This is a genomic window from bacterium SCSIO 12741, from assembly GCA_024398055.1.
In the GTDB taxonomy this organism is placed as follows: Bacteria; Bacteroidota; Bacteroidia; order Flavobacteriales_G; family Salibacteraceae; genus SCSIO-12741.
Window position 1 is genome coordinate 2,961,500 of sequence record CP073749.1, and the last position, 19,696, is coordinate 2,981,195.

The window sequence follows — 19,696 nt, forward strand, 5'->3', positions numbered from 1 at the left end:
TTTTAACGGATAGGCCGATTTTGTTTGGTGCTTATCCGGCGAGATCCCTGACCTTCAATCCACTCAACGGGGTGTCCATGTCTTTGATACAGTTCAATCAAGCTTACAAAAAGCTCATACTTTTCTTGAGCTTCTTTTCTATCCTTTAAGCTCCTGATAAATAGCCTTAAGCCATTGGCCAAAGAAGTGACTCCAAAGCCAATCACACCGAAGGTTAATCCCCAAACCCAGCCCATTCCCCAGAGCATTAAGGTGGCTAAAATTCCGGCGATAAGAGTTACGATCCCTCCTAGGATTTGACCCACCGATTTACTGGTGAAATTGAGCAAGTTCACTTCAGGAGCATCCACAGAATGCAGCATCTGAGCATTGTAGTCAACCAAATCGCTTCGGTATTTAAAAGTGGGGCAGTAAGCTTGAAAACTGGGTTTTTCATCGGTTAACCCGCAAACCATTCCACGGCTAAAATCAAGCCTTCGGTGTTCACAAAGGGTGCAGTGGTCGTATTTGGTTATGGCTGCCATAGTTAACAAGAACTACCAGCCAATTTAGTTTATTTCAAACTAATCACCGTCGTTGTCATTGAAGGTTATGGTCACTCCCATGCTCGATGCCATATCGGCCTTAAGCAGGGTAAGTAGACTTTTGAATTCCTCATAAGCCGTTTCAACCTCAGCTTTTTGATTGATTATGGCGGTTCTCAAAGGTGGGGTAATGTTCTTTAATGAGTTCTCGGTGATCTCCATCTGGTCGAGGATCTTTGCGGAAAGCAATTCATCGCCGTGGCGAGCATTGAGAAAATTCAAGTAATCGTCGTACCCGGTTAGGTTCCCCTTTTCGTCACTCTTGGCCAGAAAGATATTCTCCAGAATGATCAAATTGTATTGAATGTGAGCCAACGATCGCCCGCTTAATCCGGATTCAAGGAGGTCAGGATGGGCCTGATTGTCTGAGCTTTTTCCCAGGGGCTTACCCATTTTCGATTTAATGATCTTTTCGTTGAGAGAAATCATTTGGTTGGTTAACGAACCCAGCGAAGAATAGAGGTCGGTACCTTGATTATCAATAAATTCCTGGCGGTAATCTCCGGTCCATAGCTCTTGTATCTGTTGGGCTTTTTCGTACATGTTTTCTCCCAAAGCTTGAAGGTATTTTCTACGGCGATAAGAATGCGTTCCCTGCGTAAGTTGAGCGAGAATGACGGTGTTGCCCGAGTCAGGGTCAAAGAGTAACCATTCCATGGCTGCCAGCCCTTTGGAACTCGAGCCCTTGGAGTTAATGAAGTCACTATTCAGAGAGTCTGAACCCTCGATAAACCCTTGGATAAAATCTCGATTGGTGGGCCAGGTGTTAATCTTATTATGCAGGTAATTGCTCCGGATAGGACCAAAATTGAAGGGTTCGCAACGCCTCCATATTTGTGCGGCCGAGATCCATTGTTTTTGAGCAAGTTCCAAGGTGGTATTATCCGGTTGATTGATAAAGTCGTTAATGGCTACGTTGAGGTTCCTGGCTTCCAGTAAAAAGGATTCATGAGAAGGAATGATAACCCCATCAATCATGTCGGTCAATAAAATGCCTTGATCAAAAGAAGCTGGTGTGGGTTCCGGATCGGGCTCTGATTTATCCTTGTTACAACCCAATATCATCCCGGCAAATACAGGTAGAATGAGCATTTTTAAAAATGATGACTTCTTCATGCTTACAAAGAATTTACGAAGGCAATTAATGCTTGACGCTGAGCGGCACTCAGGTTTTTGAATTTTTCTCGGATAGCTTCTGCTTCACCACCATGCCAAAGGATGGCTTCTTGTACATTCCGGGCACGACCATCGTGTAAAAACAAAGTGTGGTGGTTCACGCTTTCAATGAGCCCAATTCCCCAAAGGGGCTGAGTTCTCCACTCTGAACCTGAGGCTCCGTAGTCCGGTCGGTTATCCGCCAATTCGGGTCCCATGTCGTGAAGCAGTAGATCGGTGTAGGGGCGAATGGTTTGATTGGATAAATGGTCAAATACGGGGTGAGTGCCTGTGGTTACCTTTGGCTTATGGCAGGAGGCACAGCCAATGTTTTTAAAGATTTCTCGTCCTTGCAGCACTTGCTCTTTAGCATAATCACGGCGTGCAGGAACAGCCAGATTCGATACGTATAGTACTACCTTGTCCAGATCGTCATCAGTAATTTCAGGTTCGCCTCCATGTGGGGCTTGCTGGCAATCTTTTTGAGGACTTGGGCAGTTTTGATCGGGGAATAAACTGGTGGTAATTCCCATGTCTCCATTAAAAGCCCCGGCGGTTTGTTGTTTTAGGTTAGGTTGATTTGACTTCCAACCAAATCGTCCCACAGAGATTTGCTTTTTCGTTTCGTCCCAAACGTAGTTGATCCTTCCGGAAACACCATCGCCATCGCTGTCGCTTTCATCAGCCCATTCGATTAGGGTGGCCTCATCTATGGCCTCCAGAAGTCCCAATCCAATCATTTGTTGTCCAATTCGGGGAGATACTTGATATCCAGCTCCCAACGATCCATAATTCAAACCCGAGATAACGTAGGTTGGCTTTCTTAAGCTGTAAGTTTCTCCATCGGGGAAGGTTCCTGGCACTTCGGAGTAGATGATTTCAAAGTCTCCTTCCTTAGGAACTCCTGGTAAGGATTGATCCTGAAGTTGTCCACCATAGTTAGGATCTGCCAATGGTCCTCCGTGTGCATCTGTTCCGGGTACGCTCAGCCTTAGTAAGAAACCGGTAGATATTTCTCCGGTAAATGAAGGAGGAGCACCTCGTCCATCTTTAAAGTGACATCCGGAGCAAGTGCGGGCATTAAAAGTGGGGCCAAGTCCGTCTCTTGCTGTGGTGGATGAAGGAGAACTCACCCAATTCTGGTTAAAAAAGGAATTACCTACAAAAAACAAGAGCTCATCGCGACTGCCGAGAGCAGGAGGTTTGAAGGCAAATGCATTTTCTGAAACATCGAAAACCGTATTCAACCGTCCTCCGGAGTATTGTTCGTCTTGTTCCACTTTAAACCCGGGCTCCTCTTCCACAGGAGGGTCTTCCTCCTTTTTACAAGAGCTCATGGCGAGGCCCATTCCGACCAAAAGGGCAATCGCTAATTGGGAGTTTCTTATTTGTCTGGGTGCGATGTTTCGAAGATGTTTCATAAAACCAAAAAAAGCAGTGGGGGAAACTCCCCAACCGCTTTGTGTGTGTAATACAGATTATCAAAAGCCAGCAAGATTTCCTTGCTGAGGATGGATTACCATCATTTATTCCGGCAGCTCAGTGGAGATTGTGATACCGAGCGCGGTGGCTACCTCTGTGATTTTGTCGCCTTGAGATTGCAGGGCAGTAACAGCCGTCATAATCGGACCATTTCCACTTGTATTCTCAAGAGTAAGAGCGTAATCAAAAGGCACCGGAATGGCGTTCACACCAGCCATGCTGGATGTAGAAAGTGCATTCATTTCACCAGCCAATGTAGGGTTAACGGTGGTGATCAAATCCTGAATAGAAGTACCATTTACTTTACTTCCATCTACACGGGTGTACTCACCGATGTATACGTTTCTAATTCCCTGTGCATTGGTGATAATGTCACGGTGTGTGTTATCGCTGAAGCAAGAGTGCTCATCTTCTTGATCCTGGTTGTCTAAAGCAACGAACATACGCTCACCAGCCAATTCTGATTTGCTCAATGTTCCGATTCCAGTCATCATATTTTTCAAGGCAACATTGTTATCCAAGGCTAGGAAAGTAGAACGGTAGTTCCCGCTTTTTCCTGGATCCCAAGCATCCTTCATCAATTTCAAGTGATCCAACAACATGTCTACGCATAGTTTCAAGTAATCACCACGACGAGCTTGGTTATCAGCCGTTCCACCTGTAGTCAAAAAGTCGGTGTATGGACGCTGACCTGGAGTTTTTGGGTTTACGTCGGTGCTGTCTTGTCCCCAAAGAAGGAATTCGATAGCGTGGTAACCAATGGAAATGTTCTTTTCTCCACCTTTCTCGTTCAATCCTTCCAAAGTAGAAGCATCAAGAGTAGGGTAGGTTGTAGCATCGTTGATAATACCAGCTGTTGTGTTTCCACGGATATAGTCTACGTAGCTTTCATCCAATGGCCATGCATTCAACAAACCTTCTGGTCCATCTTCAGCATCGATAGGACCTGAGGCAAAACGGAAAGCTTCGGTTTGCCCGTAAGGTTCACGAGCCTTTTTCCAGGCAGCTTTACAATCGTCCAATCCGGATTGAGTCGGGTTTGCAACGAAAGCATCGATCGCTGTTTTTAGCTTCATGGCCTCGTTGTAAGAATCTTCATATCCTGCAAAAACGATATCAGCATAGGTCGTTTTGATGGCGCTTTTGGTAGCAGCATGTGGATCACCTTTACTGGCATAAGTACAAGACCCATCGTCATCTTTCGCGTCGGAGTCATAGTTTTCAGCAGTTGGATCTGTACATCCCTCTTTTTTACAACCGGTAGAGAAAACCGCAAGGGCTCCGATAAGGAGCATTAAAATAGAATACTTTTTCATGTCAAATTTCAATTCGTGTTATCGAATGGTTCAATTCAGGGCGCAAAATTAGAAGGGGGCTAAGCGGCATCAATCCCTAATGGAGGGTATTTTGGACTTAGAGTTGGGTATTTTTAGGCCTAACGAAGTTGAAAGTGAATGTGGTCGTCGTGTCTAACGGAATGACAGCCATGAAAACGCACTTTTTCGTAGCGAACCCGAAGTCGGGTTTTAAGATGAGGTTCAATAAAGATTTTCTCCACCTGATCTTGCTTAACCAGGTATTCAATGATCCAACTGGTTTTAGCCTCATCAAGCGTGTAGCCACCTCTTAACGGAAATAGGCTGAGGTATTCCATAAAGGAATAGAGTGGATTTTCTTCCAAACAAGGAGTTACTTGGTCAACCTCTCCCTCGTTTGGGCCTTCGTAATGACCATAGCCACTCCAGGTGGTACCTTGATTCAGAATTTGACCATTGGGTGTGCTATACACAAAGGCCAAATCCAGTTTTTTGCCATCATTATGACTGAGGTGGGGAAAAAGTGGAAAACCATCAATCAAAGGGAAGTTGGCGTCTAAATAAATGATTTTTCCACCGGGATATTCCTTTTGAAATTCTTCGGCAGTTCTGTATACAACAGCGGCCATTTCTTGATCCACATACTGTCGGTTGCACAAGGTGGTTAGCCAGGTCCCGGGAGCCACTTGATCGTCTATTAGAGGAAGAGGTTCACGATTCCAAAGCGATGCTAATTGGGGAACCAAAAAGGCGCAATTGAGGGCGTAGAACAATACAAAGAGGGGAGTCGATATCCACCAGCTTTTCCAACTTTTCGGGAACCCTGGGTAGAGTACAAATCGAAAAACGAAAAAGAGCAATCCACCTACCTGAGTGAGGATGGTAAGCAGAATAATAAGCGTGGTGGAAAATAGAAATCGAAGCATGAAATGGTGGTTGAAAGATACATAGCTTTCTAAAAATGCACTTCTTTCCCAACGAACCAAAAACTCTTTCGGATATTTGGGAAAAATCAAACCATGGAAATTCTGATTAACCCCGATTGGGAAGAAAAAGATTGGAGCGAGCTGCAGGCCTTATATATAGCGGTGGAATGGCAAGCTCGTGAAAGAAAGGATTTGGAAAAGGCCACCCGAATGAGTTCCTGGGTAGTCGTGATTAAAGACCAGGACCGGATAATAGGTTTTGGGAGAACCATGGATGATGGATGCTATTACGCCGTTTTGGTCGACGTTATGATCCATCCCGATTACCAGGGGCAAGGATTGGGGACCAAAATTGTGAAGCTCCTGCGTGAAAAATTGGAAGGCTACCTCTTTATTACTCTTTCGGCGGCACCTGAGAAAAATGGATTCTATGAAAAATTGGGTTGGCGTCAGCAATCATCAGCCTTTATTTGGCCGGTGAGCGAAAGGCAGGAAAAGGAGCACTGCGTTCCAGTCGCTAAATCCAAGTAATTATTTCCGTTTGAGGTAATTGGAAAATTCCGGAAACACTTGATCAGCAATGTTTATGTATTGCTGAATAAACTCATCCAGAGCATGTTTATCTGAAGGATAGGTGCAGTTTTTAGGATGTCCAAATTCGTAGGTTTTCATAGAGAAATCCGAGCCTTCTGAACCGGCACGTAATTCGATTCGGAAGAAACGACCATCCCAGAATTGGCATAGCGATCGGGTAGAATTTTCTTGATGGCCAATGGACAAAATATATTCCAGTCGCTGATAAAACTCCACTTGATCGAAGTAGGAGTAGTCAATGGTATCTCTAAATGACTTAAAAGAACGGTTGGCATTTTTGCGGTAGCGAATGGATTGCTTCTGCAAATTGAATTCCATTTCGAAGATATAAACCCGCTCATCCAGATTGGGATCATCGGGGTATTTGAATCCACCTATAGCAACGCGTACTACTTTGAATTGATCATTGAATTCGAAGCCTTGGGCAAAGGAATGGTCCGGGCACAGCAGAATTCCGAAAAGGGTTGCAAACAGAAGGTTTTTTAGAGTGAGCATTGTGGGTGTTATCTGAAATAAAGATAATAGAATTGGTTGGTTTTAACAACGGATCTTTTCCCTGAGGTTTTGGTTAACTGACTATTCCCTCATTGAAATAAGGAGCCAATTTGAATGATGAGGTATACGCCGTTTTTTTGAAAATGTTTGTGGTTCTCCAGTTTGTGATCCTGATTTGGGCTTTAAGGGTTACACCGACGCCCTATTTCGCTTTGCTCAATGGTCTTTTTTTTATTCTCTTTCGCTCAAGCTTGCTTGGCTCGAGGGGATTGGGTTGCTTTTTTAGAGGATTACTTTGTGATCCTGATGTGAGCTTAAGGGTTACACCGACGCCCTGTTTCGCTTCGCTCAGCGGTCTTTTTTATTCCCTTTCGCTCAAGCTTGCTTGGCTCGGGGGGATTGGGTTGCTTTTTTGGAGGATTACTTTGTGATCCTGATTTGGGCTTAAGGGTTACACCGACGCCCTATTTCGCTTTGCTCAATGGTCTTTTTTTATTCCCTTTCGCTCAAGCTTGCTTGGCTCGGGGAATAAAAAAAGCCCTTCACTTTCGTGAAAGGCTTTCGGTGATCGCGATAGGATTCGAACCTATGACCGTCTGCTTAGAAGGCAGATGCTCTATCCAGCTGAGCTACGCGACCCTTTAAATATCCGGAGATATTTAAAATGAATTTTTTTCTTTTTTTTCTGACCGGCTGCCTTCTAAGCAGACGGTCGCGTCTTCCAATTTTATCGGAGCTTTTTAGGGATCCTGATAATTTCGGGCTGCAAATATATAAATTGCTTTGCCAGAAGGCAAGCCCAAATTGCTTTCAAGTCAAAATTGGGCAACTTTCTCCTTTTTTGATACATTTGAGAAGGTCAGTTCCACGGCTGAACTCAAACTTGACTACTGTGGCAATTATTGGTAACAAAAAGTATCATGCCCACCATCGCCGGAGGATTACTGTTGTTTCAACGGTTGTCGTGACCTATGTATTCCTACTTTTTCTACTTCTTTACTTCGAAGGTTATAGCCGCGAAAGTCCCATTCGAGACTTCTTTGACGCCCTCTGGTATTCGATTGTAACTCTTACTACAGTAGGCTATGGAGATATGTATCCGCATACCCTTGGAGGTAAGCTAATTGGCTTTATTTTCATATTGGGCAGTTTTAGTATTTTTGGGTTTCTCATAGGTCAGATTTCCAACTACATGGCGGAACAGTTAGAAGAGCGAAAACTCGGTTATCAGGGAACAAACTTTACGAATCACGCAGTGATCATTGGTTGGAATGCTTCCGGATACGATGTGCTCGAACAACTTATCGGAGTGGGAAAACAAGTGGCCATCATCACCAACAAACGAGACGATATTGATCTCATTCGAGAGAGTTATTCCAATAATTTGGTATTCACGCTCTTGGCGGATTACAATAAAATGGAAATGCTCGAAAAGGCCAATATCAAAAAGTCCGCCATAGTGTATGTCAATTTTCAGGACGATACGGATAAATTGGTTCATATTCTTAACCTGAAAAAGCACTACAACGATCTGAAGTACATCGTTACCTTGGACAATTCAAACCTGAAAAAAACCTTCCTTAGTGCCGGTGTAACTTACACGGTTTCAAAAAATGAAATAACCTCTAAGTTGCTGGCCAGCTACATCTTTGAACCAGATGTGGCCCGCTACAGTGAAGATATTTTATCCTTTGCCGAAACGGACGAGGATTACGATATAAAAGAGTACCGGATTTCAAACGATAACCCTTTGTTGGGGCGGACTTATGGCGAGTTGTTCTTCGAACTGAAGAAAGAGGCCAATGTTATATTGATCGGTTTGACCAAGATAATTGAAGATGAACGGGTGTTGTTGAAAAACCCACCTAATGATACTATTATTGATGTAGGTGATTACCTCATTATGATTATGAATGGTGGAGCATCGAGAAAAATTGAGAAGATTTTCCATACGGAAGAAGGTGGATATTGACTTATATTAGCAGTTTTATATGGGTATAATCATTCCAATCATCCTCGTGACGTTTTGTTCCGTGGTAATCTGGAGAAGTGTGGACGGCTTTGCCACCGCTTCGGATTATTTAGGAAGAAACCTGTCTGACGGGGTAAAGGGCGCAACCATAAATGCGATTGCGAGTTCTATGCCCGAACTGTTTACCACCATATTCTTTCTTTTCTTTCTGAATGACGTAGACGGTTTTAGTGGCGGGATTGGAACCACAGCAGGTTCGGCCATCTTTAACGCCATGATTATTCCTGCTTTGGCCATTCTGGCTGTTATCTATTCTGGAATAACCCAATACGTGAACGTCTCGAAAAAGGTAATTCGACGAGATGGTATCGCTTTGATTCTCTGTGAACTTGTTCTGATCGTTCTTATCTCGGGCAACCGCCTGGAGTGGTGGCATGGAATGGTATTGATGGTGATTTACGCCATCTACATCACGTATATGCTTAGCACCATGTCCAAAAGTGAGCATGTAGATTCACATGCCTACAACCAACAAATGGCCGACGGAAAGGATGATGACGACGATGAAAGTGGTCGAAAACGTACCATGATCGAACATGGATTGCGTTTGGATTTGGAATCACTCGTTATTGGAAATCGGCAAATTACTGGTGCTAATGCCTGGCCTTTGTTGATCATTTCTACTATCACCATTGCTGTTAGCTGTTACCTTCTTGTATTGGCCTGCGAATGGTTAGGAGCCAAATCTTACGATGTGCCTTATTTGGGAACTTTCGAAGGGTTGGATATTCCCATTCTGTTTGTGGCTCTGATAATCGCTTCCATGGCTTCCTCTATCCCTGATACTATTATCTCCATGAAGGATGCCCAAAAAGGGAACTACGATGACGCGGTTTCCAATGCTATGGGAAGTAACATGTTTGACATCTGCTTCGCATTGGGATTGCCACTTTTCTTGTACACCATTATCCACGGACCTATTACCATGACTCCGGAGATCAATGATTTGAGTGGTGAGTTGCGAGTACTACTATTACTCATTACGGTGGTTGTTTTCTTCATCTTTTACTTGGGAAAACATGTGGGGAAAAAGAAGGCTTTCTTCTTGTTGTTCCTCTACGCCATGTTCCTGCTCTACGTTATCGGACGAAGCTCCAACGATCCCATTTCTACAGAGGTATCTCACGTTCTTAGAGAAATCCTCTACGCGATCAACTCCATCGTTTACTAAAACAAGTTTCTAAAAATTTAATCTTCCTTGTTTCTGAGCATAGCTCGCTGCATTTGTCGAATCTCTTCGACTTTTTCAGGTTGCTTGTTCTGAATGTAGGAATTGGCCAGGTTGTTTAAGGTCCGCATCATGATGTCATGGTTAGTGCACGGCTGAAAGAACATCGGATTAGGCTTGAGTTTGATTTCAGTGAGAAATGCCTGGATATCCTGTCGAGAGAATACAGCTCCGCCTGAGAATGGGTTGATGTAGAACAAAATATCAGGATCGTTGTGATCCTTATTGGTCATTTGACTCATTTCATCGGCCCAGGCCAGGATGAAGTGACGTGGTAGATTTACACCGTGAATCGGTAATTCCAATCGCTCGGCCATAATAATGTAAAGAATGGCCATGGAAATAGGATTTCCCGTACGGGTTTCTATCACCCTATTAATGTAAGAGTTGTCAGCCGCGTGGTATTTCTCCACGTTTCCTTTGAAGTGGTATACATCAAAAATGATGTGATTGATGACCTTCAATTTCTCCAGGGCCGTTAAGCCATCATGAAGTTCGATCCAGATGTCCTTTTCCAGTTGATTAAAAAAGGTATGGATAGCTTCCACATCAATATCGGGTATTGATACCGTGCAATGAGAATTAGTCCATCAAGGAGTGGCTTATTTGCATTCTCCGACCATTCAGAAAGACGGGTGGTAACCAGGTCCAATTGGATTTGGTGAATCAAGGATTCAACCCTACTTTGAAACAAAATGCCGTAAGCTTGATGCTCCCATGCCTCTTCCAATGCAGGTATAGCATCGGTACCGAGAGACTGCAATTTTTTGCTTACCTGATCAAAAATTTGTTCATCAGGATCGTCCAGCAAATGAATCAGGGCATTCAGTTCTTTGTCTGTAAGAGGCATCCCTACAAAAATATCTTGTAGAGACCCCTAACTCGGCAAGGCCCTATCCGAAGTTTTACAATTTAGGCTGTTAATCGGTTTAAGGTGCTTTCAATGAGCTTGTTAACGGTTGTTTTGTAGTCTTTTGAGTAGCTTTTGGTAAAGCGATTGGCTATAACTGCGCATACGGTGCAACATTGATGCCCGAGCATTCCGCCTAAGCCATAAAGGGCTGCTGTCTCCATTTCGAAGTTAATGATTCGATGGCCGTTGTGGTTAAATTGGTTGAGCTGCTCATTCAATTCCGGACGATGTGCGCTTAGTCTTAATTGACGCCCTTGAGGGCCATAAAACCCGCCTGCCGTTGCCGTGATTCCACCATACATTCCCTCCTTCAAAGTATCGAAAAGTTGGGTTGAGCTACGTACCAAATAAGGTTCTGCAGCGGCCGGATTCCAATCCAATTGACGAACAATTTCCTGCTGGATGGACTGTTCTTCTTCGTCGTATTCAAAATCGTAGTAGTGAAGTACACCATCCATTCCCATTCCGAAAGTGCTGATCGCAAATGAGTCAACTGGAATATCTTCCTGCAGAGATCCACAGGTGCCAATTCGTACCAGATTCAGCGATTTAAGCGACTCCTTGGGCAAACGGGTTTGAAGATCAATATTTACGGCCGCGTCCAATTCGTTGATGGCAATGTCCATATTGTCCGGTCCAATTCCAGTAGACATCACGGTGATTCGTTTTCCGTTGAATACTCCGGTTTTGGTTTTGAATTCCCGGTTTTGAACCTCAAAGTCAACCCGCTCAAAGAAGCTACTCACTTGATCCACACGCCCTTGGTCGCCCACCAGAATAATGGTGTCTGCCAGATGTTCAGGCTTTAAATGAAGGTGGTAGATAGATCCGTCTGGGTTAAGTACCAATTCGGAATCAGGGAATGGGGTATTTACAATTCTTGGATTTCGAGGTCTCATACCACAAAAATGGGATTTTTCAGCTCTCCCTCGACCCAATCTTCTTTGGATAATCTTGTTGAAAGTCTCATATTTGTCACTATGCCGGTCTTACAGGGACATAAGGTTTCACTAAGGGCTCTGGAGCCCACAGACATTGATCTGTTGTTCGAATGGGAGAACAATACCGAGGTATGGAAAATCTCGAATACCATTACCCCATTTAGCCGGTTTACCTTGGAGCAATACATCACGAGTAACCACGACATTTTTGCTCACAAACAACTGCGTTTGGTCATTTGTATTCAAGATCAAGCCATTGGATGTGTGGATTTGTTCGATTTCGACCCGATAAATCACCGGGTGGGAATTGGCATTTTAATTGCGGATGAGGAACAACGACAAAAGGGTTTTGCAGCAGATGCATTGAATTGTTTGTTGGACTATTGCCGTGAGTATCTGGATTGCCACCAGGTGTATTGCAACATCATGGAGGAGAATAAAGCCAGTGTTTACTTGTTTGAAAAGGCTGGATTTGTGCTGGCGGGAACCAAAAAAGATTGGGTTCGTCAAGGAGACACCTACGTGAATGAACTGCTGTATCAAAAGATTTTAGGGCTTGAAGAAAATTAGAATTGTAGCCATTGCTATGCTTCTGGTATTGGGATTGGTATCAGGATTGGGGTGGAAGTATTACCATGATATTTACGGACCCAATGTAAAATGGAAAAAAGAAGAGCCGCTCTATCTCTATATTCCTACAGGGAGCGACTTTAACCAATTGGTTCAAATCATTGAAGAAGAAGGTTGGTTGAAAAACACATCGTCTTTCAAATGGGTGGCTGGACTAAAAGAATACGACCAAAAGGTTAAGCCGGGGCGCTACTTACTTGAACACGGTATGAGCAATAATGAACTGGTTAATAGTTTGCGATTGGGGTCGCAGGCCGCGGTAAAGGTGACCTTCAATAATGCAAGAACCATGAGTCAATTGGCAGGGAAACTCACCCGACATTTAGAGGTGGATTCAGCTTCCTTGGATGCGATTCTTGGTCAAGACAGTACAGCTCACCGTTACGGATTTCAGCCCGAGCAATTTCCGGCCATGTTTATTCCCAATACCTATCAGATTTATTGGACCACAACACCAGAAGAGTTGCTGGACCGTATGGCTCGGGAGTTTAAGACCTTTTGGACTCCGGAGCGCAAAAAGTTGGCAGCAGGTTTGGGTTTATCTCAATCTGAGGTAGCAACCCTGGCCTCCATTGTAGAAGAAGAAACTCAAATGAGGGATGAGCGGAGCAGGGTTGCCGGAGTGTACCTAAATCGTTTGAATAGGGGAATGTTGTTACAAGCCGACCCTACCCTAAAATTTGCAGCAGGAGATTTTACGATTAAGCGGGTGCTGAACAAGCACAAGGCTATAGATTCTCCTTACAATACCTATAAATACACCGGATTGCCACCAGGTCCTATTCGCATTCCGGATCAACACTCCATTGATGCTGTCTTGAATGCCGAAAAGCATGGGTACCTCTATTTCTGCGCAAAAAGTGATTTTAGCGGATACCATGATTTTGCGAAGACGTACAATGAACATTTAAAAAACGCCAGACGTTATCATTCAGCCTTGAACAAAAGAGGGATCTAAAAATCGTTGGCTAATAAAGCATAGAAGAAATGAAAATCAAATTTGGAACCGATGGCTGGAGAGCCGTCATTGGCCGGGAATATACCGAGGATAATGTAGCTCGTCTTACCACAGGTGTTGCTTATTGGTTAAAGGAATACTTTCCAAATCCACGGGTGGTGGTTGGTTTCGATTGCCGCTTTGGTGGGGCTCGTTTTGCCGAGATTGTAGCCAATGTATTGGACTTTCATGGCGTACAGGTTATTTACGATACCCATCCTGTAACGACTCCTGTAATTTCCTATGCGGCGAAAAAATACGAGGCCTCTTTGGGCATCATTCTGACGGCTTCTCACAATCCCCCGGATTACAACGGATACAAGCTAAAGGGCGGTTATGGCGGCCCCTTGCTTCCGGCGCAGATTGCTGAAGTAGAAGCCCATGTGCCTGAAGAGATTGAAGTAAACTATTGGTCTTTGGATCAAAAAATTAGCCGCAAAGAGGATTTAACCGCACTCTACCTGGAAGAAGTTCGCCGTCAGTTTGACTTGGATGCGATTCGCAATGCTCCGTTTCAAGTGGCTTATGATGCCATGTATGGATCCGGTCAGTTTGTGGTTCGTGAGTTGTTGCCTGATGCTCTTTTGTTCCGTTGTGAATGGAATCCCCATTTCTATGGAATCAATCCGGAGCCGGTAGAGAAAAACTTAGGTGAGTTTCAGGATTACCTCAAAGGTCAAAATGCGGATATCGCTTTGGTCAATGATGGGGATGCCGACCGCATAGGTTTGTTAGATGGAGATGGAAACTACATCGATTCGCACATGCTTCTCCTGCTTCTTATTCATTATCTACATCGCTATAAAGGAAAGTCGGGTAAAGTAGTATGCGGCTTTAGCTCCTCGGTGAAGATTGCTCAGTATTGCAAGCAGCATGGTTTGGATTTGGAAGTGGTTCCAATCGGATTTAAGCATATCTGCGATCGCATGTTGCATGAGGATGTATTGGTTGGAGGAGAAGAGTCTGGCGGAATCGCTGTTCAGGGGCATATTCCAGAACGTGATGGTATTTGGAATGGATTACTGTTGTTTCAATGGATGACTGAAACCGGAAAGTCGATCGGTGAGTTGATGGATGAGGTACGCGAAATTGTGGGACCCTTTGCCTACCGTCGGATAGATCTTAAGATTCCGGAGGAGCTTAAGCAGGAAATTGTAGAACGCTGCAAGCAGGATGCTTATCAAGCCTTTGGTGATTTTAAGGTTCAAAACCGGGAAGATTTAGACGGTTGGAAATATTTCCTCAATGAAGATGAATGGGTGATGATTCGTCCTTCGGGAACGGAACCTGTTTTGAGAACCTATGCGGAGGGTAAAACACCTGAACGGGCCATCGCAATTTTAGAGGCCTGCCATAGTACCCTTTTAGGGCCAGATTACAAAAACAAGTAGAAGTCACGAAGCAGTTCTTTTACCTCAAGCGAATAATGGTGCCGTCCTTCGGATTCGAGGATAAAGGATTTTACTTCGGTTTCTTGAGCCACTCGACCACAGGTTAAAAGCATTCGTTTTACCTCGTGCACAGGCGTTGGATGCATGGACCATTCTCGTAGGGGATGAAAGTTGAATTGATCCATCCACTTTCGGTAATCATTCTCTCTGTCCTTGGGGATTACCATAGAAAGCTGCCCGCTGGCACTCAGGTGTTGATCAGCGAAACGAAAAAGGTCATCCAGATCGAGGCTTAGGTTTTGACGAGAAAGGTTTTTACCCTTGTTATCAGATAGGGTAGAGGGCTTAAAATAAGGCGGGTTACAAACGATTCGGTCAAAGTTAGATTGGGGAATGAAACTTTGAAGATCCTGTTCTACCAAACCGATGTCCCAAGGTGATTCTTCAAAATTGATTCGAGCCTGATCGGCGGCTTCCTTCTGGTATTCAAGAGCAACAACTTGGGCTTTAGGAGCTCGTTGTTTAAGCATAAGGGCGATTAGTCCTGTACCCGTTCCAATATCCAGAATTCGATGCTCATTTTGCACTGCTGCCCAAGCCCCGAGCAAAGCACCATCTGTTCCTACTTTAAAGGGAGCTTGGTCTTGATGGATGGAAAATTGTTTGAACCGAAAAGGCCGGGTAGCCATTAATCGATGTACATTTCGATGAGTCCTTCCGGAGTAGTTACAGTCAGCTCCTTGGTTTCACGGTTCAATTTCACCACCGTGTCATCTAACATTGGAATAAGGATTTCTCCTTTTTCATGATCCACTACCAATAGGTCTTGAGCCGTAGATTCCTGAACCTTGCGCAGAACGCCCAGTTTTCCGTGTTTTTCATCAATGATCTGAAATCCCGGAATTTCATGGTAATAGAAATGATTGCCCGTTAGTTTGGGAAGAATGTCTAACGGGAGGTAGAGGGATTTTCCAACGAGTTCTCGAGCGTCGTCGGGAGTTTCAATGCCTTCGAATTGAATGACAACTTTATTGTTGTGCCCAGGTCGAAGGTCTTCAATAAAAAATGGAACCAGTTGTTTGTTGATTTCAACAAACACTGATTCCATTTCAATGTATTCATGAGGATTGGTAACGTCCAGGAAAACATAGAATTCTCCTTTCAGTCCCTTGGGCTTGACGACATAACCAAGGTAGTAACAATCGTCAATCTGCGTCATGTAGCAGTAATCCTAATGGATTAGTCCTCTTTTTTCTCTTCTTCAGCAGGAGCCTCAGCAGCAGGAGCTTCCTCAGCAGCTTCAGCGGCAGGAGCTTCTTCTGTAGCTTCAGCAGCAGGAGCCTCTTCAGTGGCCTCAGCAGCAGGAGCTTCCTCAGCAGCAGCTTCTTCGCTTACTTCTTCCTCTACAACAGGGGCTTCAGCAGCAGCCAATTCAGCTAAACGAGCTTCTGTGAATTCACGCTCAACTTTCAATTGGGCTTCAGCTTGAGCTACTTTCTCTTGGGTCACTTTGTCTGCCTTAGCAGCAATCTTGCCTTCTTTCTCGGCCAACCACTTGTCGAATTTAGCATCTGCTTGCTCTTGAGTATGAGCACCTTTTGTAACTCCTTTGTCCAGGTGATTTTTCATCATTACACCTTTGTAAGACAAAATAGCACGAGCAGTGTCTGTAGGCTGAGCACCAACCTTTACCCAGTGCAATGCACGGTCAAATTCCATCTCGATGGTAGCAGGATTTGTATTGGGGTTATAAGAACCAATACGCTCAATAAAACGACCATCTCTCTTTGCACGGCTGTCAGCTACTACGATGTGGTAGTAAGGACGTCTTTTCTTTCCGTGTCTTTGTAATCTAATTTTTGTTGCCATTATCTATTATTGATGCGGTACGAAACCGCCGTTAATAATTGGGCGGCAAATATCGGATTATTTTCTTTATGATTGAATAACACTTCCATCCTTTTTTATGGGTTAACTTTGTTTCGTGGAACACAAAGAACTCCCTGATAATCTGATCCTTTTCGATGGATTATGTCACCTCTGTAGCGGGGCGGTTCAGTTTGTTTTGGAAAGGGATAAACACAATCGCTTTCATTTTGCTCCTCTTCAGGGCGAAATTGGTCAGCGAATCTTAACCGAACAGGGCAAAAATACCACGGATTTCGATTCCTTCGTTTTGGTTCAAAATGGTCGTTTTTATGAACGCTCTACTGCGGCATTAAAGGTGGCTCAAGCCATGCCTGGATTATGGCCTATGTTAGGTGTTTTTCTGATGGTTCCCAGGGTTATTCGGGATGCCGTTTACAATACCGTGGCTCGAAATCGCTACCGGTGGTTTGGTAAAAAAGAGAGTTGCTGGATTCCCCGACCAGAGTGGACGGCGAAGTTCCTTTAGTTGGAAGCCAATTCACTTAGCTTGCCCGCTTTGAGTTTAAGACCCAGATTGGTTTCAGCCCAAATATTGCCTCGTTTATCTACTCCGTAAGATTCATCTTGCATCGTAATCATCCACAGGTATCCTTTGGCCTCACTGGCTTCTTTTTTTCCTACCACGAGTGGACTTCCTAAACTACTGAACCAAATGAGTTGATCTTCTTTATTGAGGTAATACACATTTTCATCGCCTTTGAATTGAAAACGATAGATGATTTTGTGTTGAGTCAGGTAATCGGTTCGGGCTTGGTGCCGTTCGTTCATTTTTAGTTTACGAAGTCCAGCCGACTGCATCCAACCTTCGGTTAAGGCCTGAATTCGAGATTCGATCATGGGATGAAGAATGGTATCCGCCACACCATCAATTTGCCGGAGATTTCTCAGGGCAGATTGTGCCTCTTCCAAAGTGGCGCCCATCAAATGGAGAATGTAGCCACTAAAATGGTCTGCCTCCAACTCATATCCCGGATTGGTTTTTCCGGGTTTCACGGTATGTCCTGCAAGGTGGTGACCAATTTCATGGGCCAACACACTGTAGGCCGACCAGTCGGTTTGAGCTTGATTACGCAACCGCAGAATAAAATTGGGGTTGTAGCCAATGTAGCGCTTGGAACCCTTGGTGTAGGCTACAACGTTAGGCACATCCTTTTGAACAATGGAAAAATTCTGAGGAAGTCCGATGTGGTATAGCACCATGGCGGCTGCTTCTTTTGCCAATTGATCGGCCTCATATTCGTTGGCAGAAAGGTTTTGATTTTGGGCAATACAGTTTAGGAAGGAAAAGGAAAAAAGGACAATCCAAGCTAGGTTTTTCATTCCTGCATTTCTTCTTTAAACTGCACCTCGTACAGATTTTTATATAATCCGTTTTGATCGAGCAACTCCTGGTGATTTCCAGACTCCACCATGCGTCCTTGATCCATGACAAAAATAGTGTCTGCATTTTGAATAGTCGCCAGTCTGTGGGCAATGATTATGGAAGTTCGATCACGGGTCAATTCTTCGGTCGCTTTCTGAATCATTTCTTCGGATTCAGTGTCGATGGAAGAAGTGGCTTCGTCCAAAATCAGAATGTCTGGATTGTAGACGTAGGCCCGGATAAAGGCCAACAGCTGACGTTGCCCAACGGAAAGAGTTGCACCTCGCTCGCCAGGATTGAAGGAATAACCTCCTGGCAGATTCATGATAAATTGATCTGCGCCAACTTTGCGTGCAGCCTCTCGAACTTCCTCCAGGCTTATATCAGGGTTGCCCAGAGTGATGTTGTTGAGAATGGAGTCGCTAAATAAAAATACATCTTGAAGCACCACGCCCACACGACTTCTTAGGAATTCAAGACTGTAGGATCGAATGTCCTTTCCGTCTAAAAGGATTTGACCTTTCTGGAATTCATAGGTCCGGCACAAGAGATTAATCACAGAGGTTTTTCCAGCTCCGGTGGCTCCCACAAAGGCTACAGTCTGTCCGGCCTTTACCGAAAAGTTCAAATCCCGGAGGATGTAATTCTCTTCTTTATAAGCCAACCAAACTCCTTCAACATCAATGTTGCCTCTCAGTTCGTCTGCCGTGAACTCGCCCTTGTCCTCAATCACCGAATCGGTATCGATTACCTTAAAGACCCGATCAGAACTTACAATGCCCATTTGAAGAGTATTGAAACGATCTGCCAATTGGCGAATAGGGCGGAAGAGCATATTGATGTAGAGAATGAAGGCTACCAAATTTCCAAACGACACTTGGTGTTCGATCACCCCTTTTGATCCAAACCAAACCAGCAAGGCCATAGAGGTGGCGCTCAAAAGCTCTACTGCCGGAAAGAAAATGGCGTTGGCCCAAACTGTGCGAATGTGGGCATTCCGGTGTTCTCGGTTAATGGCCTTAAATTTTTCCATTTCCCGTACTTCCCGACTAAATATCTGCACCACATTCATTCCGGTAATGTGTTCCTGCACAAAGGCATTGAGTCGGGCTACCTGGGTTCGAACATCTGTAAAAGCTGACTTAATCGCCTTGTTAAACATTCGCGTAACCAGAATCAGGAGTGGGATGGAGGCTAAACTCAAAAGGGCCAGAAACCAGTCGGTGTAGAACATCACAAAAATCACCGCAATCAGTTTTAAGAGATCGCCAATGATGATGAGAATCCCATTGGAAAATACGTCGGCAATGGTTTCGATATCGGAAATTACCCGGGTAACCAGAGTTCCGATGGCGTTGTTGTCAAAATACTTGAGCTTAAAGGCAGAAATCTTTTGGTAAACCTGCATCCGAAGATCCTTAATCACGGACTGCCCGACCCAGTTGGCCAGGTAGGTTTGAAAAAATTGGAGCAGCGTTTCTAAAAGCAGCAACCCAATCATCACCATAGTCATGATCAGCAATTGATCAGGATTAGGGTCAATAATGGTATTGTCCAGCGTATATTGAATAAGCACGGGACGGACCGGACCCAAAAGGGCTAACACAAGAACGAGGGTTCCTGTAATGGTAAATAGCGAACGGTAAGGGCGTACGTATTTCAACGTCCGTGAAAGGATCCCAAAATCAAATATTTTACCACTTACTTTACTCATGTCAAT

21 protein-coding genes and 1 tRNA gene are annotated in these 19,696 nt (G+C 44.4%); 7 read left to right on the plus strand and 15 right to left on the minus strand.

Features of this window, described 5'->3' with window-relative positions:
* Positions 1-2: 2 nt before the first annotated feature.
* The 5 genes from KFE98_12645 to KFE98_12665 form a co-directional block, all read right to left on the minus strand.
* Complete coding sequence (locus tag KFE98_12645; protein ID UTW60872.1) at positions 3-524, minus strand: hypothetical protein; 522 nt, start codon at positions 522-524, stop codon at positions 3-5.
* Positions 525-563: 39 nt separating this feature from the next.
* Positions 564-1,700 carry an imelysin family protein gene (locus KFE98_12650; GenBank protein ID UTW60873.1) on the minus strand — a complete coding sequence of 379 codons (1,137 nt, stop codon included), beginning with the start codon at positions 1,698-1,700 and terminating at the stop codon, positions 564-566.
* Between the two features lie 2 nt (positions 1,701-1,702).
* On the minus strand, positions 1,703-3,160 hold the full coding sequence (locus tag KFE98_12655; GenBank protein UTW60874.1) for a c-type cytochrome: 1,458 nt from the start codon (positions 3,158-3,160) through the stop codon (positions 1,703-1,705).
* A 105-nt stretch (positions 3,161-3,265) separates the two neighbouring features.
* Positions 3,266-4,537, minus strand: a complete 1,272-nt coding sequence (locus KFE98_12660) for a hypothetical protein (GenBank protein ID UTW60875.1) — start codon at positions 4,535-4,537, stop codon at positions 3,266-3,268.
* A gap of 119 nt (positions 4,538-4,656) precedes the next feature.
* A complete protein-coding gene (locus KFE98_12665) occupies positions 4,657-5,463 on the minus strand; it encodes a hypothetical protein (protein UTW60876.1) in 807 nt (268 codons plus the stop codon).
* 93 nt (positions 5,464-5,556) lie between these two features.
* Between KFE98_12665 and KFE98_12670 the strand changes: the two genes are divergently transcribed.
* On the plus strand, positions 5,557-5,994 hold the full coding sequence (locus tag KFE98_12670; protein ID UTW60877.1) for a GNAT family N-acetyltransferase: 438 nt from the start codon (positions 5,557-5,559) through the stop codon (positions 5,992-5,994).
* Here KFE98_12670 and KFE98_12675 read toward each other — a convergent pair whose 3' ends face one another.
* Together KFE98_12675 and KFE98_12680 are read right to left on the minus strand one after the other, a co-directional pair.
* A complete protein-coding gene (locus KFE98_12675; protein UTW60878.1) occupies positions 5,995-6,552 on the minus strand; it encodes a hypothetical protein in 558 nt (185 codons plus the stop codon).
* Positions 6,553-7,117: 565 nt separating this feature from the next.
* Positions 7,118-7,191 (minus strand) — tRNA-Arg (locus KFE98_12680).
* 25 nt (positions 7,192-7,216) lie between these two features.
* Between KFE98_12680 and KFE98_12685 the strand changes: the two genes are divergently transcribed.
* Positions 7,217-8,524, plus strand: a complete 1,308-nt coding sequence (locus KFE98_12685; GenBank protein ID UTW60879.1) for a potassium channel protein — start codon at positions 7,217-7,219, stop codon at positions 8,522-8,524.
* A 19-nt stretch (positions 8,525-8,543) separates the two neighbouring features.
* Positions 8,544-9,755, plus strand: coding sequence for a sodium:calcium antiporter (locus KFE98_12690; protein ID UTW60880.1), 1,212 nt, complete (start codon positions 8,544-8,546; stop codon positions 9,753-9,755).
* Positions 9,756-9,772: 17 nt separating this feature from the next.
* On the opposite strand, the gene KFE98_12695 is transcribed toward KFE98_12690, so the two are convergent.
* From KFE98_12695 to KFE98_12705, 3 genes are all read right to left on the minus strand, one after another.
* Entirely contained in the window at positions 9,773-10,360 is a 588-nt protein-coding gene (locus KFE98_12695) for a transglutaminase family protein (protein ID UTW60881.1), read from the minus strand.
* The gene (locus KFE98_12700; protein ID UTW60882.1) at positions 10,291-10,662 is read right to left on the minus strand and encodes a hypothetical protein; all 372 of its coding nucleotides are present in this window, start codon (positions 10,660-10,662) and stop codon (positions 10,291-10,293) included. The genes KFE98_12695 and KFE98_12700 overlap by 70 nt, the downstream gene beginning before the upstream one ends.
* Before the next feature lie 62 nt (positions 10,663-10,724).
* A complete protein-coding gene (locus tag KFE98_12705; protein UTW60883.1) occupies positions 10,725-11,624 on the minus strand; it encodes a nucleoside phosphorylase in 900 nt (299 codons plus the stop codon).
* A gap of 81 nt (positions 11,625-11,705) precedes the next feature.
* Between KFE98_12705 and KFE98_12710 the strand changes: the two genes are divergently transcribed.
* The 3 genes from KFE98_12710 to KFE98_12720 are packed head-to-tail and all read left to right on the plus strand — an operon-like array spanning position 11,706 to position 14,684.
* Positions 11,706-12,236 (plus strand): GNAT family N-acetyltransferase, encoded by a 531-nt coding sequence (locus tag KFE98_12710; GenBank protein UTW60884.1) that lies wholly within the window; start codon positions 11,706-11,708, stop codon positions 12,234-12,236.
* A 16-nt stretch (positions 12,237-12,252) separates the two neighbouring features.
* Positions 12,253-13,254, plus strand: coding sequence for an endolytic transglycosylase MltG (gene mltG / locus KFE98_12715; GenBank protein UTW64702.1), 1,002 nt, complete (start codon positions 12,253-12,255; stop codon positions 13,252-13,254).
* Positions 13,255-13,283: 29 nt separating this feature from the next.
* The gene (locus KFE98_12720) at positions 13,284-14,684 is read left to right on the plus strand and encodes a phosphoglucomutase/phosphomannomutase family protein (protein ID UTW60885.1); all 1,401 of its coding nucleotides are present in this window, start codon (positions 13,284-13,286) and stop codon (positions 14,682-14,684) included.
* Here the strand turns inward: KFE98_12720 and KFE98_12725 are convergent.
* From KFE98_12725 to KFE98_12735, 3 genes are read right to left on the minus strand one after another with little or no spacing between them, the layout of a single operon-like run.
* Positions 14,669-15,373 carry a methyltransferase gene (locus tag KFE98_12725; GenBank protein ID UTW60886.1) on the minus strand — a complete coding sequence of 235 codons (705 nt, stop codon included), beginning with the start codon at positions 15,371-15,373 and terminating at the stop codon, positions 14,669-14,671. The two genes, KFE98_12720 and KFE98_12725, sit on opposite strands and share 16 nt — an antisense overlap.
* Positions 15,373-15,903 carry a 16S rRNA processing protein RimM gene (gene rimM, locus KFE98_12730; protein UTW60887.1) on the minus strand — a complete coding sequence of 177 codons (531 nt, stop codon included), beginning with the start codon at positions 15,901-15,903 and terminating at the stop codon, positions 15,373-15,375. Before rimM ends, KFE98_12725 begins: the two co-directional genes overlap by 1 nt.
* Positions 15,904-15,923: 20 nt before the next feature.
* A complete protein-coding gene (locus tag KFE98_12735; GenBank protein ID UTW60888.1) occupies positions 15,924-16,553 on the minus strand; it encodes a 30S ribosomal protein S16 in 630 nt (209 codons plus the stop codon).
* A 142-nt stretch (positions 16,554-16,695) separates the two neighbouring features.
* Between KFE98_12735 and KFE98_12740 the strand changes: the two genes are divergently transcribed.
* Positions 16,696-17,079, plus strand: a complete 384-nt coding sequence (locus KFE98_12740) for a thiol-disulfide oxidoreductase DCC family protein (protein ID UTW64703.1) — start codon at positions 16,696-16,698, stop codon at positions 17,077-17,079.
* Here the strand turns inward: KFE98_12740 and KFE98_12745 are convergent.
* Entirely contained in the window at positions 17,076-17,933 is an 858-nt protein-coding gene (locus KFE98_12745; protein ID UTW60889.1) for a M48 family metalloprotease, read from the minus strand. The two genes, KFE98_12740 and KFE98_12745, sit on opposite strands and share 4 nt — an antisense overlap.
* Positions 17,930-19,690: an ABC transporter ATP-binding protein gene (locus KFE98_12750; protein UTW60890.1), complete on the minus strand. Its 1,761-nt coding sequence runs from the start codon at positions 19,688-19,690 to the stop codon at positions 17,930-17,932. The genes KFE98_12745 and KFE98_12750 overlap by 4 nt, the downstream gene beginning before the upstream one ends.
* Between the last annotated feature and the right edge of the window lie 6 nt (positions 19,691-19,696).

Excerpts from the sequence above, each read along its gene's own strand:
- KFE98_12645 (UTW60872.1), bottom strand. The coding sequence starts at position 524 with ATGGCAGCCATAACCAAATACGACCACTGCACCCTTTGTGAACACCGA.
- KFE98_12650 (UTW60873.1), bottom strand. The coding sequence starts at position 1,700 with ATGAAGAAGTCATCATTTTTAAAAATGCTCATTCTACCTGTATTTGCC.
- KFE98_12655 (UTW60874.1), bottom strand. The coding sequence starts at position 3,160 with ATGAAACATCTTCGAAACATCGCACCCAGACAAATAAGAAACTCCCAA.
- KFE98_12660 (UTW60875.1), bottom strand. The coding sequence starts at position 4,537 with ATGAAAAAGTATTCTATTTTAATGCTCCTTATCGGAGCCCTTGCGGTT.
- KFE98_12665 (UTW60876.1), bottom strand. The coding sequence starts at position 5,463 with ATGCTTCGATTTCTATTTTCCACCACGCTTATTATTCTGCTTACCATC.
- KFE98_12670 (UTW60877.1), top strand. The coding sequence starts at position 5,557 with ATGGAAATTCTGATTAACCCCGATTGGGAAGAAAAAGATTGGAGCGAG.
- KFE98_12675 (UTW60878.1), bottom strand. The coding sequence starts at position 6,552 with ATGCTCACTCTAAAAAACCTTCTGTTTGCAACCCTTTTCGGAATTCTG.
- KFE98_12685 (UTW60879.1), top strand. The coding sequence starts at position 7,217 with ATGAATTTTTTTCTTTTTTTTCTGACCGGCTGCCTTCTAAGCAGACGG.
- KFE98_12690 (UTW60880.1), top strand. The coding sequence starts at position 8,544 with ATGGGTATAATCATTCCAATCATCCTCGTGACGTTTTGTTCCGTGGTA.
- KFE98_12700 (UTW60882.1), bottom strand. The coding sequence starts at position 10,662 with ATGCCTCTTACAGACAAAGAACTGAATGCCCTGATTCATTTGCTGGAC.
- KFE98_12705 (UTW60883.1), bottom strand. The coding sequence starts at position 11,624 with ATGAGACCTCGAAATCCAAGAATTGTAAATACCCCATTCCCTGATTCC.
- KFE98_12710 (UTW60884.1), top strand. The coding sequence starts at position 11,706 with ATGCCGGTCTTACAGGGACATAAGGTTTCACTAAGGGCTCTGGAGCCC.
- mltG (UTW64702.1), top strand. The coding sequence starts at position 12,253 with ATGCTTCTGGTATTGGGATTGGTATCAGGATTGGGGTGGAAGTATTAC.
- KFE98_12720 (UTW60885.1), top strand. The coding sequence starts at position 13,284 with ATGAAAATCAAATTTGGAACCGATGGCTGGAGAGCCGTCATTGGCCGG.
- KFE98_12725 (UTW60886.1), bottom strand. The coding sequence starts at position 15,373 with ATGGCTACCCGGCCTTTTCGGTTCAAACAATTTTCCATCCATCAAGAC.
- rimM (UTW60887.1), bottom strand. The coding sequence starts at position 15,903 with ATGACGCAGATTGACGATTGTTACTACCTTGGTTATGTCGTCAAGCCC.
- KFE98_12735 (UTW60888.1), bottom strand. The coding sequence starts at position 16,553 with ATGGCAACAAAAATTAGATTACAAAGACACGGAAAGAAAAGACGTCCT.
- KFE98_12745 (UTW60889.1), bottom strand. The coding sequence starts at position 17,933 with ATGAAAAACCTAGCTTGGATTGTCCTTTTTTCCTTTTCCTTCCTAAAC.
- KFE98_12750 (UTW60890.1), bottom strand. The coding sequence starts at position 19,690 with ATGAGTAAAGTAAGTGGTAAAATATTTGATTTTGGGATCCTTTCACGG.